At 74.6% G+C, this 12,346-nt stretch carries 13 protein-coding genes; 6 read left to right on the forward strand and 7 right to left on the reverse strand.

Annotation, left to right across the window (positions count from 1 at the left end):
* Window positions 1-62 precede the first annotated feature (62 nt).
* Window positions 63-854, reverse strand: a complete 792-nt coding sequence (locus tag LPA42_RS05730) for an enoyl-CoA hydratase/isomerase family protein (protein ID WP_077935990.1) — start codon at window positions 852-854, stop codon at window positions 63-65.
* The gene (locus LPA42_RS05735; RefSeq protein ID WP_043961726.1) at window positions 851-1,669 is read right to left on the reverse strand and encodes a PaaX family transcriptional regulator C-terminal domain-containing protein; all 819 of its coding nucleotides are present in this window, start codon (window positions 1,667-1,669) and stop codon (window positions 851-853) included. The genes LPA42_RS05730 and LPA42_RS05735 overlap by 4 nt, the downstream gene beginning before the upstream one ends.
* Window positions 1,670-1,859: 190 nt before the next feature.
* Here LPA42_RS05735 and LPA42_RS05740 point away from each other — a divergent pair, with 190 nt between their 5' ends.
* Both LPA42_RS05740 and LPA42_RS05745 read left to right on the forward strand, forming a co-directional pair.
* Window positions 1,860-2,027, forward strand: coding sequence for a DUF3117 domain-containing protein (locus tag LPA42_RS05740; protein WP_007455245.1), 168 nt, complete (start codon window positions 1,860-1,862; stop codon window positions 2,025-2,027).
* Window positions 2,028-2,169: 142 nt separating this feature from the next.
* Window positions 2,170-3,645, forward strand: coding sequence for a M17 family metallopeptidase (locus tag LPA42_RS05745; RefSeq protein ID WP_077935991.1), 1,476 nt, complete (start codon window positions 2,170-2,172; stop codon window positions 3,643-3,645).
* A gap of 57 nt (window positions 3,646-3,702) precedes the next feature.
* Here the strand turns inward: LPA42_RS05745 and LPA42_RS05750 are convergent, their stop codons facing one another.
* Window positions 3,703-4,353: an O-methyltransferase gene (locus LPA42_RS05750; protein ID WP_255378719.1), complete on the reverse strand. Its 651-nt coding sequence runs from the start codon at window positions 4,351-4,353 to the stop codon at window positions 3,703-3,705.
* 240 nt (window positions 4,354-4,593) lie between these two features.
* Between LPA42_RS05750 and LPA42_RS05755 the strand changes: the two genes are divergently transcribed.
* Window positions 4,594-5,943: a S1C family serine protease gene (locus LPA42_RS05755; RefSeq protein WP_176734311.1), complete on the forward strand. Its 1,350-nt coding sequence runs from the start codon at window positions 4,594-4,596 to the stop codon at window positions 5,941-5,943.
* 72 nt (window positions 5,944-6,015) lie between these two features.
* Window positions 6,016-6,444, forward strand: coding sequence for a preprotein translocase subunit TatB (locus LPA42_RS05760; protein WP_077935993.1), 429 nt, complete (start codon window positions 6,016-6,018; stop codon window positions 6,442-6,444).
* Between the two features lie 342 nt (window positions 6,445-6,786).
* Here LPA42_RS05760 and LPA42_RS05765 read toward each other — a convergent pair whose 3' ends face one another.
* The 3 genes from LPA42_RS05765 to LPA42_RS05775 form a co-directional block, all read right to left on the reverse strand.
* Window positions 6,787-7,935 carry an Mrp/NBP35 family ATP-binding protein gene (locus LPA42_RS05765; RefSeq protein ID WP_077935994.1) on the reverse strand — a complete coding sequence of 383 codons (1,149 nt, stop codon included), beginning with the start codon at window positions 7,933-7,935 and terminating at the stop codon, window positions 6,787-6,789.
* A gap of 126 nt (window positions 7,936-8,061) precedes the next feature.
* On the reverse strand, window positions 8,062-8,697 hold the full coding sequence (locus LPA42_RS05770; protein WP_077935995.1) for a DUF1003 domain-containing protein: 636 nt from the start codon (window positions 8,695-8,697) through the stop codon (window positions 8,062-8,064).
* Window positions 8,690-9,976, reverse strand: a complete 1,287-nt coding sequence (locus tag LPA42_RS05775) for a CBS domain-containing protein (RefSeq protein WP_077936016.1) — start codon at window positions 9,974-9,976, stop codon at window positions 8,690-8,692. The genes LPA42_RS05770 and LPA42_RS05775 overlap by 8 nt, the downstream gene beginning before the upstream one ends.
* 33 nt (window positions 9,977-10,009) lie before the next feature.
* On the opposite strand from LPA42_RS05775, the gene LPA42_RS05780 reads away from it, so the two are divergent.
* Window positions 10,010-10,879 carry a PhzF family phenazine biosynthesis protein gene (locus LPA42_RS05780; RefSeq protein WP_043961733.1) on the forward strand — a complete coding sequence of 290 codons (870 nt, stop codon included), beginning with the start codon at window positions 10,010-10,012 and terminating at the stop codon, window positions 10,877-10,879.
* 105 nt (window positions 10,880-10,984) lie between these two features.
* Window positions 10,985-11,518, forward strand: a complete 534-nt coding sequence (locus tag LPA42_RS05785; protein ID WP_096761573.1) for a hypothetical protein — start codon at window positions 10,985-10,987, stop codon at window positions 11,516-11,518.
* A 19-nt stretch (window positions 11,519-11,537) separates the two neighbouring features.
* Here LPA42_RS05785 and LPA42_RS05790 read toward each other — a convergent pair whose 3' ends face one another.
* Window positions 11,538-12,236, reverse strand: coding sequence for an HAD family hydrolase (locus LPA42_RS05790; RefSeq protein WP_077935997.1), 699 nt, complete (start codon window positions 12,234-12,236; stop codon window positions 11,538-11,540).
* Window positions 12,237-12,346 lie beyond the last annotated feature (110 nt).

Consider the following 12,346-nt stretch of genomic DNA (forward strand, 5'->3'; position numbering starts at 1 on the left):
CGACCCCGGCCGCGTCCCGGCTGCGTCCGGCGGCGGGTGCGGCGGCCTACCGGGCGGCGGGTTCAGCGGCCCTCGAAGACGGGCTTCTGCTTGTTGACGAAGGCCAGGGTGGCGGCCCGGTGGTCTGCGGTGCCCCCGCAGATCGACTGGGCCTGCGCCTCGGCGGCCAGGGCATCGGCGAGGGTGCCGGCGTCGGCGATGGAGAGCTGCCGCTTGATCGCCCCGTACGCGACGGTCGGGCCGGCGGCGAGCCGGGCGGCCAGCTCCTGGGCGGTCGGCAGCACCTGCTCGTCGTCGTCGAGCAGGCGGGTCAGCAGGCCCAGCCGGCTGGCCTCCTCGGCGGCGACCGGCTCGGCGAGCATCAGCAGCTCGACGGCCTTGGCGTGGCCGACCAGCCGGGGCAGCGTCCAGGAGGCACCGGTGTCGGCGGCGAGCCCCACCCCGGCGAAGGCCATCAGGAACCGGGTCTTCGGCCCGCCGATGCGGAAGTCGGCCAGGAAGGCCAGCGACGCCCCGGCCCCGGCGGCCATCCCACGCACGGCGGCCACCACCGGCTTCGGCAGGTTGGCCAGCCGGGCGGCGATCGGGTTGTAGTGGGCCCGGACGGTGTCCAGCGGGTTCGCGTCCGGCGACTCCAGGATCTGCACGTGCTCGCGCAGGTCCTGGCCGGCGCTGAACGAGCCGCCCGCCCCGGCCAGCACCACGGCCCGGCAGGACCGGTCGGCCTCCAGCTCGGCCAGGGCGTCCCGGAGCGCCTCCTTGAGCGCCACGTCGAGCGCGTTCATCGCGGTCGGGCGGTTGAGGGTCAGGGTGACGACGGCGTCGGTGCGGTCGACGAGCAGCGGCTCGGTCACGTCTTGACGACCCTTCTCTCACGGTTGGTGGCGTCGAGGCACTGCTCGACGTACCGGTCGGCGGCCGGCCGCAGCCGGGTCGCGTGTCGGTCGAAGAAACTGGCCGCGGCGGTGCCGGGCCAGCGCTCGGGCAGCAGCGCCGGGGGGAGCTGCGGGTCCCGGAACAGGAAAGTACGCCATGCGTGCACGAGCCGGAACCGGGCCGCGTACGCCTCCTCGTCGTCGCTGCGCACGGTGACGGCGGCCAGCAGCGGGCGCTGCTCGGCGACGAACTGCTCGTAGGCGTGCCCGATCTCGGTGAGGTCCCAGGCGCGGCGGACCACGCCCATCGCGCCCGGGGTGCCGGCGGCGTGCGCGGCGGTGAACCGCTCGTACCGCACGCCGGCCTCTTCGAGCAGGACGTCGACGTCCTCCGCCGGCCGGGTGGCCACCCAGGTCTGCTCGTCGAGGGCGCCGTAGCCGAGGAAGCTCAGGTTGGCGGCGAGCCGCTGCCGCTCCCGGCGGGAGGCGGGGCTGTCCAGGACGAGCATGTCGAACCGTCCGTCCCAGCTGATCCGACCGGTCCGGTAGATCCGGGCGGCCGCCTCGTCGAGTCGCCGTGCGGCTTTCGGTGTGATCGAATAGCCCGGCCCCGAGGCCAGCCGGAGCGGGTCGAGCCAGCCCTGGCGGACCATCCGGCTGACCGCCGTGCGCACCGCCGGTGGGGCGATCCCGAGCGGCGCGAGCAACTTGACCAGGGCGGCGACCGGCGCGCGGCCACCCCGGGGTCGGAGGTGGTCGCCGTACAGGTCGAAGAGTGCCGACCGTGCCTGCATGACCGCACATTGTGACAGGCCTTCTCAAGATAAGCTAGGTCCTGTTACATCAATGCCTCTTCGGTTTGGGTCCGGCGGTGTTCATCAGGGAAAATCGTTGGTCGACACCGCCGTGCACGTCGCGGTGGGTGATGGCGAAGAGGCTGTGGGGCAACCCACCGACCCTGTTGCAGGTCTGAGGGGAGACAACATGGCGGCGATGAAGCCGCGGACGGGCGACGGTCCGCTGGAAGTCACCAAGGAGGGCCGGGGCATCGTCATGCGGGTCCCGCTGGAGGGTGGTGGCCGGCTCGTCGTCGAGATGACTCCCGACGAGGCCAACGCGCTCGGTGACGCACTGAAGGCAGCCGCCGGCTGACCGAGGAACGGTCCGCGCGGCGCTCGTCGCGCGGGCGGTTCACACCTCCCTGAGCCACCGGCCCCGCCGGTGGCTCAGGGCTTCACCCTGGGCTCGGGGCGCGTCCGGGCCCTCTTCCGACCCATCTGGAGGTCGTTCCAGCGTGCTTGCCATCCGCCTGGTGGGTGGGCCCGAGCGGTCCGACGCCCTGGCCCTGCCCATCCGACCCGCCGGCACGGCCGAGGACGGCGCGCAGGGGGCGACGGTGCTGCCCGGCCTGCCGGCGCTCGCCGACGACGTGCTGGCCGAGGCCGCCGCCCTGGTCCCGGCGGCCCGGGCCACCGGGCGGGCCGGCGAGGTGCACGTCCACCTGCGGCCGGGGCGGGTCCCGGCGCGGCTGTTGCTGGTCGGCGCGGGTGACGGCGACGAGTCCGGATGGCGGGCGGCAGGGGCCGCGCTGGCCCGGGCGGCGTCCGGTGAGACACATCTCACGATCATGATGCCGGTCGATGTCGAGCCCGACGCGGTGCGCGGCCTCGTCGAGGGGCTGCTGCTGGCGTCGTACCGTTTCCGGCTCACCGAGGCCGGCGAGTCCCCGGCGCTGGCCGGCGTCGACGTCGCCGTCGGTGACCCGACCGCGTACGCGGACGTGGTCGAACGGGCCGAGGTCACCGCCCGGATGACCCGCCTGGCCCGGGACCTGACCAACACCCCGTCCTCGGTGAAGAACCCGCAGTGGTTCGCCGAGCAGGTCGAGGCCGCCGTGGCCGGCCGACCCGACCTGCGGCTGCGGGTCCGGCAGCCCGACGAACTGGCCGCCGAGGGCTTCGGTGGCATCCTCGCCGTCGGCGGCGGCTCCGCCAGCGGCCCGCGCCTGGTCGAGCTGGACTGGCACCCCGCCGACGCGCGCACCCACGTCGTCCTGGTCGGCAAAGGGATCACCTTCGACACCGGCGGCATCTCCATCAAGCCGGTGCCCGCCATGAAGCTGATGCGCAAGGACATGGCCGGGGCCGCCGCCGTCGTCGCCGCCACGTTGGGCGCGGCCGCGCTGCGGCTGCCGGTCCGGATCACCACCCTGGCGCCGCTGGCGGAGAACGCGGTCAGCGGGTCGGCGTTCCGCCCCGGCGACGTCATCACCCACTACGGCGGCGTGACCAGCGAGACCACCAACTCCGACGCCGAGGGGCGGCTGGTGCTCGCCGACGCGCTGGCGTACGCCGTCGCCGAGCTCAAGCCCGACCTGCTGATCGACCTGGCGACGCTGACCGGGGCGAACATGGTGGCGCTCGGCAAGCGCACCGGCGCGCTCTACTCCGACAACGACGAGCTGGCCGCCGACGTGCTGGCCGCGATCGACGCGGCCGGTGAGTCGGCCTGGCGGATGCCGCTGCCGGCCGACTACGTCGAATACCTGGGCAGCGACGTGGCCGACCTCTACAGCGCCCCGAACTCCGGCGGCGGGTCGGTGCTGGCCGCGCTCTACCTGCGTGAGTTCACCGGTGACCTGCGGCAGCGCTGGCTGCACGTCGACATGTCCGCGCCCTCCTGGGCCGACGGCGACGCCGCCGAGCTGACCCGCGGCGCCACCGGCTGGGGGGTGCGCGGCCTGCTGCGCTGGCTGGCCACCCTCGGGTGACGTGCGCCTCCCCGGCGGCGGGGGCGGCTCAGGGCTTCGCGCGGCGGGCGGCGTGACTCAGCACTTCACGGCGGCGAGCAGGCCGTGACCGACCGGGAGCAGCGCCGGCGTCCAGTCCTCGGACTCCCGGAGCGCCTTGATCGTCTCCCGGGTGGTCACCGTCTCCACGTCCCGGGCCGCGGGATCGCCGATCCGGCCGTCGGCCAGCGTGCCGTGCAGGGCGAGCACCCCGCCGCGGCGCAGCAGCCGCAGCGCCGCGGCCACGCAGGAGCTGAAGTTGGTGGCCTCGGTGTCGACGAAGACCATGTCGTACGCGCCGTCGGCGAGCCGGGGCAGCACCTCCAGCGCCCGCCCCGTGATGATGCGGGTGCGCCCGGAGGGGAAGCCCGCCTCGGCGAAGATCCGACGGGCGATCCGCTGGTGTTCCACCTCGACGTCGATGGTGGTGAGGACGCCGTCGGCGCGCATGCCCCGCAGCAACCACACGCCGCTCACGCCGGTGCCGGTGCCGATCTCGACCACCGCCCGCGCGCTCCCGGCGGCGGCGAGCAGCCGCAGGGCCGCCCCCGTGCCCGGGGTCACCGCGTCGAGGCCCACCTCGCGGGCGAGGCTGCGGGCGGTCCGCAGCACGAGATCCTCGGTGACGTACGACTCGGCGAACTGCGACGCCGGGGTCGTCGAGCTGCCGGAACTGGCGGCCGTGGCGATGGGACACCTCCGTCGGGGGCGGGTTGGCGGTATGAGCCTAGAGGCGGGGGCGAACGGGCGCAGCCGCGAGTCCGGTGCCCGACGATCACGGTGGAACGTGCCCGATCGGGCGGTTCCCACCGGCCGGTCACGCACCGCAACCGCTGACTGCACTCGCGGCATTCGTGTAATCCTGGATGCGGTATCCCCGTCGTCGGACCGGCCAGCCCTGCCGGCCCGGGGCGAGGGGGCCGGGGACGACTGGGAGGCACCGACGTGACCGACGGCTGGGACTGGCGCCAGCCCGGGGGAGCTCCGACTCCGGCGGCACCGCCGGGGGCCGGTGCGCCGCCGGCCGGGCCGCCGACGGCGCCCGACGGCGTCCACCAGGGTTCCGCGACCTCGCCCTGGTGGTCCGACGCGCTCGCCGACCCGTGGCGCGACCCGTACGCCCCGGCGGCGGTGGTGGTGCCCGGCCCCGTCGACGGTGCCGCGGAGCCGGAGCCGGTCGTCGACCCGGACGCGCCGGGCCGGCCGACGCTGCGCCAACTGCTGCTCATCCCGCTGATCACCGCGCTGCTCGCCGGGACCCTCGGCGGTGCCCTGGGGTACGCCTTCGCGGTGCGCGGCGGCGCGGCCGGCGGCCCGGTGCTCGGTGCCGGTTCCGCCGAGGCCCCGGCGCTGGCCCAGCGCAAGCCGGAGTCGCTGGCCGGGGTAGCCCAACGCGTGCTGCCCAGCGTGGTCACCGTCCGGGTGGCCAGCCTGGGCGGGACGAGCGAGGGTTCCGGCTTCATCGTCAGCGCCGACGGCTACGTGATCACCAACGACCACGTCGTCGCCGGGGGCACCGGCAAGGCGTCGGTGGTGTTCAACGACGGCAGCACCGCCGCCGCCAGCGTCGTCGGCCAGGACCCGGAGTCCGACATCGCGGTGATCAAGGTGGCCTCCGCCACAAACCTGCGGCCGGTGGAGTTCGGTGACTCCGACGCCCTCGCCGTCGGCGACCCGGTGCTGGCCATCGGCTCGCCGCTGTCCCTGGCCAACACGGTGACCGCCGGCATCGTGAGCGCCCTGGACCGGACGATGCAGGCGGGCGACCCGGGCGGGCCGACCCGCTACTACGCGGCCATCCAGACCGACGCCGCGGTCAACCACGGCAACTCCGGCGGCCCGCTGGTGGACTCGGCCGGCCGGGTGATCGGGGTGAACTCGACGATCAAGTCGCTGGTGGCCGACGGGCAGGAGGCCGGCAACATCGGGCTCGCCTTCGCCATCCCGATCAACCAGGCGAAGCGGGTCACCCAGGACATCATCGGCACCGGCAAGGCCCGCCGTACGGTCATCGGCGCCCAGGTCGGCGGCACCGGCGCGGCCAGCGGCGGCACCGGCGGCGTACGCCTGGCGTCGGTGGAGCCGTCGGGCCCGGCGGCCGGGGCCGGGCTGCGGGCGGGGGACGTGATCCTGCGGCTCGCCGGCCGCCCGATGACCGACCCGACCGACCTGATCGCCCTGGTACGCAAGTTCGCGCCGGGGTCCGTGGTGACCGTGGAGTACCGGCGCGGTTCGAGCCGGCAGAACGCCTCGGTGACGCTCGCCGCGGACGTCAAGTGAGACCCACCGGCCCCTCCCCGAGGAGCCTTCACCTGCGTACGCTTGGCCTGATGCCCACGAGGAGGCCCAGCAGTGTTCGAGAACCTCAACTGGTGGGAGATCGCCGCGCTGCTGCTCCTGGCGCTGCTGATCTTCGGTGACCGGCTGCCCAACGTGATCAGCGACGGGCTGCGCATGGTCCGTAACCTGCGCGCCATGGCCCGCAACGCGACCGGCGACCTGAGCCGTGAGCTGGGCACCGACATCCAGCTGGAGGACCTGCACCCGAAGGCGTTCATCCGCAAGCACCTGCTCAGCGAGGAGGACGAGCAGGCGATCCGGAAGCCGCTGCAGGGCGTCTACGACAGCCTCCGCGCGGACGTCACCGCCGTGCACGACGACCTGAAGGACGTGGCCAAGGCGGTCGACCTGAAGTCGACGGCCTCGGGCGGCGCGGTCACGGCCACCTCCGGCGGCACGGCCCCGGCCCCCCGCACGGCCAGCTACGACGACGCCACCTGACCCCGGCCTTCGTCGCCGGTGGGGCGCGCCTCCCGGTCGGAACCCCGCCCCCGGCCTCCGGCCCGCGTGGCGGCCGATGCACAGGTCGGCGCATAGGGAGCTGAGTCAGATACGACATCACCGCCCTGCCGCCGGGACCGGGTGATCAGAAGGATCGTGCCGGCGGTCCGCCGGTCGACCCACGCTGTCCCGGCGAGATCGGCTGATGTCGTATTCGACTCAGCTCCCTATGCGGCGAGACGAGTCATCCCGCCGGGAGCGCCGAGGGGCCGGCCCGCCGGGTGGCCATCGCCACCGGCGGAAACGGCCGACCGTCAGCGGCCAGCCGTCAGCGGCCGACCGTCAGCGGCCGGCCGGCTTCAGGCCGAGGGGCTTACCGAGCAGCGACTCCCGCCGCACCGCGAGCCGGTCGGCGACCTGACCGAGGGCCTTCGCAGCCGGCGAATCCGGCTCGGCCAGCACGATCGGGTTGCCGGCGTCGCCGGCCTCCCGGACCCGGGTGTCCAGCGGGATCTGCCCGAGCAGCGGCACCTGTGCCCCGATCGTCCGGGTCAGCGACTCGGCCACGGTCGTGCCGCCGCCGGAGCCGAAGACCTCCATCCGGGAGCCGTCCGGCAGTTCCAGCCACGACATGTTCTCGATCACGCCGACCACCCGCTGGTGCGTCTGGAGGGCGATCGCGCCGGCCCGTTCGGCCACCTCGGCGGCGGCGGCCTGCGGCGTGGTGACCACCAGGATCTCGGCGTTCGGCAGCAGCTGGGCCAGCGAGATGGCCACGTCGCCGGTGCCCGGGGGCAGGTCGAGCAGGAGCACGTCCAGGTCGCCCCAGTAGACGTCGGCGAGGAACTGCTGCAACGCCCGGTGCAGCATCGGGCCGCGCCACACCACGGCCGCGTTGCCCGAGGTGAACATGCCGATCGAGATCACCTTCACGCCGTGCGCCTGCGGCGGCATGATCAGGTCCTCCACCCGGGTCGGGCGACCGTCCGCGCCGAGCATCCGGGGCACCGAGTGGCCGTAGATGTCCGCGTCGACGACGCCGACGTTCAACCCCCGGGCGGCCAGCGCGGCGGCCAGGTTCACCGTGACACTGGACTTGCCGACGCCGCCCTTGCCGCTGGCGACCGCGTACACGCGGGTGCGGGAGCCGGGCTGGGCGAACGGGATCACCGGCTCCTCGGTGGCGGAACCCCCGCGCAGCTTCGCCTGGAGACCCTGGCGCTGCTCGGGGCTCATCACCCCGAACTCGATCTCCACCCCGGTCACCCCGGGCACCGCGCCGACGGCGGCGGTGATGTCGGCGCGCAGCTTGTCCTTCAGCGGGCAGCCGGCCACGGTGAGCAGCAGCTCGACCCGGACCACGCCGTCGTCGCCGACCTGGGCGGAGCGGACCATGCCGAGGTCGGTGATGGGCCGGCGGATCTCCGGGTCGTCGACGGTGGCCAGGGCGGCCTGGACGGCGTCCTCGACGGTGCTGACGGGTGCTGACATGCCCGCAATGCTACGTCGGGGGCGATAGGTGCCGGCCGTCGGCGGGCCCCGGTGTGAGCGAATCGATGGCCCACCCGGCCTGGTCAGCGCGCCCACCAGCCCTGTTCACCAGGCCCGGCAGGCTGGTCAGCGCCCGCCGGTCGACCCCTCCGGACGGCCGCCCCGGGCGAAGTCGCCGTCCAGCTCGTCGAGGGGCTCGTCGAGGTGCGCCCCACCCCCGCGCGGCGGCGGGCGCTCCTGCGCCGGACGCTCCTGCTGCCGGCGTTCCAGCTTCTGCCGGCGCTGGGCGGCCTCGTCCAGCTCCTCGGCCAGTCGGGCCAGCTCCGAACGGAGGAAGTCCCGCGTCGCCACCTCGCCCAGCGCGATCCGCAGCGCCGCGACCTCCCGGGCCAGGTACTCGGTGTCCGCCTTCTGCATGGTCGCGCGCCGCCGGTCCTCCTCCAGCGCCACCCGGTCCCGGTCCGTCTGCCGGTTCTGCGCGAGCAGGATCAGCGGCGCCGCGTAGGACGCCTGGAGGGAGAGCACCAGGGTCAGGAACGTGAAGGTGTACGGGTCGAAGCGCAGGTCCGCCGGGGCCAGGGTGTTCCAGCCGAACCAGGCGGCGATCACCACCGTCATGTAGACGATGAAGTTCGCCGTGCCCATGCCCCGGGCGATCCCCTCGGACCACCGGCCGAACGCCTCCGGGTCGAACCGGGGCAGCTTCACGCCCCGGGGCTCGCGCGGCTGGTCCAGCCGCTCCGCCCGCCGCTGCTCACTCATCGTCGCCGTCCAGCACCTCGTGCACCGGCGCGGGGGCGGTCGGGGCGTCCCGGTCCCGCCAGTCGCGCGGCAACGAGTGGTCCAGCACGTCATCGACGGTCACCGCGCCGACGAGCCGGTTGTTGCGGTCCACCACCGGCATGGCGACCAGGTCGTACGTGGCCATCCGGCGGGTGATCTCCGGCAGCGGGGTGGCCGGGCGCAGCGGGTCGATGTCGTTGACCACCACCCCGCCGAGGAGGTCGGCCGGTGGCTCCCGCAGCAGCCGCTGGAAGTGCACCATGCCCAGGTAGCGGCCGGTCGGGGTGGTCAGCGGCGCACGGGTCACGAAGACCTGCGCGGCCACGGCCGGGGAGAGCTGCTCCTCCCGGATCCGGGCCAGCGCCTCGGCGACCGTGGCGTCCGGCGGGAGGATCACCGGCTCGGAGGTCATCACGCTGCCCGCCGTGCCCGACGAGTACTTGAGCAGCTGACGGACCGGGTCGGCCTCGCCGGGCTCCATCAGGTCCAGCAGCACGTCCTGCTCGGTCGGGGGAAGCTCGTTGAGCAGGTCGGCGGCGTCGTCCGGGTCCATCTCCTCCAGCACGTCAGCGGCCCGCTCCCGGTCCAGCGCGGCGAGGATCTCCACCTGGTCGTGCTCGGGCAGCTCGCTGAGTACGTCGGCCAGCCGCTCGTCGTCCAGCGCCGCCGCCACCTCGTTGCGCCGGCTGTCCGGCAGGTCCTGCAGGGCGTTGGCCAGGTCGGCCGGGCGCATGTCCTCCAGGACGGCGAGCAGGTTCGCCGTACCCCGGTTCTCGCCGATGCCGCTGAGGCCGCGCACCCGGTCCCACTCGACCTGGTGCAGGTGGCCGCGGCGGGTGAGCCGGCCGGTGTGCTCGCGGACGGCGACGCGGGTCAGCGACCACTCGCCGCCCCGGCTGCGCTCCATGGCCACGTCGACCACCGACCCGGGCTGGCCGCCCGGGTCGAGCTGCACGCGCCGGTCCAGCAGCTCCTGGAGCACCAGCAGCTCGTTGGGGCGCTTCTCGAACCGGCGCAGGTTGAGCGTGCCGCTGCCGAGCACCACCGCGTCGGCGTCGATGGTGGTGATCCGGTTGATCGACAGGAAGATCCGCCGGCGCATCGGCATCTCGGCGACCAGACCCACCACCTCCGGCGGGCGCTGGGTGGGCCGGAGCCGGGCCACCGCGTCGCGCACCCGACCCACCTGGTCGCCGTTCGGGTCGAAGACGGCGACTCCGGCGAGTCGGGCGATGTAGACCCGGTTCGGCGTGCTCACGGGCACCAGCCTAAGCGCCTACTGTTTATCAACATGTCGACCTTGGCCTACGAGATCGTGGACGTCTTCACCGACCGCCCGTTCGCCGGCAACCCGCTTGCCGTCGTGTTCGGCGCCGAGGGGCTGGCCACCGAACAGATGCAGTCGCTCGCGTTGGAGTTCAACCTGTCCGAGACGGTGTTCGTGCTGCCGCCGACCCAGGTCGGGGCCACCTACCGGGCGCGGATCTTCACTCCCACCGACGAGCTGCCGTTCGCCGGCCATCCCAGCGTCGGCGCGGCGGTGACCGCGAGCCGCCGGGGCCTGTTCGGCGTGGGGCAGATCACCCAGGAGTGCGGGGCCGGGGTGCTGCCGATCGAGGTCACCGCGCACGGCGCGACGCTGACCGGCGGCGTGCCGACGCTCGGGCCCGAGCTGGACCTGGAGCCGCTGCTGGAGATGGCCGGCCTCACCGCCGCCGACCACGCCGGCCCACCGCCCCGGGTCGCCGGGTGCGGGCTGGAGTTCCCGTACCTGCCGGTGCGGCCGGACGCGGTGGCCCGCGCCCGGGTCGACCCGGCGGCGGCGCAGCGGTACGGCCTCGAACACATCAGCGTCTTCTCCTGGGACGCCGACTCGCAAACCGCGCACGCCCGCGTCTTCGTCCCCGGGCACGGCGTGCCGGAGGACCCGGCGACCGGCTCGGCCGCCCTCGGGCTCGGCGTGTGGCTGGTCGCCAGCGGGCTGCTCCCCGGCGAGGGGCGCTCCTCCTACACCGTCCGGCAGGGCGCCGAGCTGCGCCGCCCGTCCCTGCTGGCGTGCACGGTCACCGCGGCCGGCGGTGCGGCGGTCGGTGCGACGGTGCGCGGCGACGTGATGCCGGTGGCGCGCGGCGAGATCGCCGTCCCACCCTTCGTCGGCTGAGGTGTAAGGAAGGGCCCCCTGTTAACGCCTGCGGTAGAGAAGGGAACCCCTCTCACCAGCGATGGGCGGGACGGCGTCGCCGTACGCTCGCGCGGGCAGGTGGGCATGCGGGAGGATGCCGGGGTGACTGACGAGGTGGACGGGCGAATCGGCACGCCCCTGGTCGACGAGGCGGTGAAGAAGGCCGCCGTCGCCTGGGTGGGCGTCGCGGGCGGGCCGGCGCGGGCGCTGTGGTGCGTACCGTCGCCAGGGTCGCTCCTGGTCGTGAGCGGCCCCGGCGAGCAGGCCGCGCCCGGGCTCGCGGAGGCGGCCGAGGCGCAGGTGACGCTGCGCGGCGACCACGGCGGCCGGATCGTCACCTGGCCGGCCCGGGTGACCCGGCTGGCCCCGGGCACCGAGGAGTGGACGGCCCTGGCCCCGGCGGTCGCCGCCAAGCGGCTCAACGCCCCCGGTTCCGCGGCCGACCTGGTGCAGCGGTGGGCCGCCGACGACTGCGCCCTGGTCCGGCTCACCCCGGCCGGCGAACCGGCCGCCGGGGACCGGCTGCCGGACGCCTCGCTGGCGGAGCCGCCCCGGGCGACCCCGGTGGTCCGGGCCACCCGCCGACCGTTCCGGCTGCACCGCGTCCGCCGCCGCTGACCGGCCCGCCGCAGGCGGGTCAGGCCGGCACGGCGACCGGGTCCACCAGGTCGAGGACGTCGCTCAGCGAGCCCAGCTCCGGCCCGTCCCAGGCCGGTTCGGCGTTGAAGACCATGTGCTCGGCGAGGTCCGGGGCGGCCAGCCGCACCGCCGTCATGCCGGCCCGCCGCGCGCCGGTGAGCTCCTGGCTGCCGCCGTCGCCGACGTACAGGCAGTCGCCCGGGGACAGGCCGAGCGGGCCGCACGCCGACAGGTAGAGCGCCGGGTCGGGCTTGCAGCGCCCGAGCTGCACCGAGAAGACCCGCACGTCGAGCAGCGGGGCCACGGCCAGCTGCGGCAGGAACTCCGGCAGCTCGTGGGTGCAGTCGCTGACCAGGCCGGTGCGTACGCCCGCCGCGCGCAGCGCCGTCAGCACGGGCACCGCCTCGTCGCGCAGCCGGGTGTCCGCGCGGACCGCCCGCTGCCGGGCGGCGACGGCCGCGCGCAGCGCACTCTCCGGCGGGTGTACGCCCGCCTGCGCGCACACCCAGCGCAGGGTCGCCACGGCGTCGCCGAACCGCCCGCTGGCCCGCTGGTAGTAGCTGCGGTCGAGCACGTCGACGAGCGCGTCGACCGGGCAGCCGAGCAGCTCGGCGGTGGACCGGTGGGCCGCACCGCGTTGCACGCAACGGGTGAGCGTGCCGAAGAAGTCGAACAGCACCGCACGAAAAACGGGCATGGGGGAGTGCCTCCGGACGTCGAGGGGGAGGGTCGCCGGCGGATGTGACGATCGTAATCGAACGCTGACGTTCTGTGGTGACGGGTGGTCGTCGCGCTGCTCGTGTAAGG

The sequence above is a fragment of the Micromonospora sp. DH13 genome (genome assembly GCF_020873825.1).
Taxonomy (GTDB): domain Bacteria; phylum Actinomycetota; class Actinomycetes; order Mycobacteriales; family Micromonosporaceae; genus Micromonospora; species Micromonospora haikouensis.

Coding starts and splice junctions, on each gene's coding strand:
- LPA42_RS05765 (WP_077935994.1), bottom strand. CDS start 7,935: ATGTCAGCACCCGTCAGCACCGTCGAGGACGCCGTCCAGGCCGCCCTG.
- LPA42_RS05780 (WP_043961733.1), top strand. CDS start 10,010: ATGTCGACCTTGGCCTACGAGATCGTGGACGTCTTCACCGACCGCCCG.
- LPA42_RS05785 (WP_096761573.1), top strand. CDS start 10,985: ATGCGGGAGGATGCCGGGGTGACTGACGAGGTGGACGGGCGAATCGGC.
- LPA42_RS05790 (WP_077935997.1), bottom strand. CDS start 12,236: ATGCCCGTTTTTCGTGCGGTGCTGTTCGACTTCTTCGGCACGCTCACC.
- LPA42_RS05740 (WP_007455245.1), top strand. CDS start 1,860: ATGGCGGCGATGAAGCCGCGGACGGGCGACGGTCCGCTGGAAGTCACC.
- LPA42_RS05770 (WP_077935995.1), bottom strand. CDS start 8,697: ATGAGTGAGCAGCGGCGGGCGGAGCGGCTGGACCAGCCGCGCGAGCCC.
- LPA42_RS05735 (WP_043961726.1), bottom strand. CDS start 1,669: ATGCAGGCACGGTCGGCACTCTTCGACCTGTACGGCGACCACCTCCGA.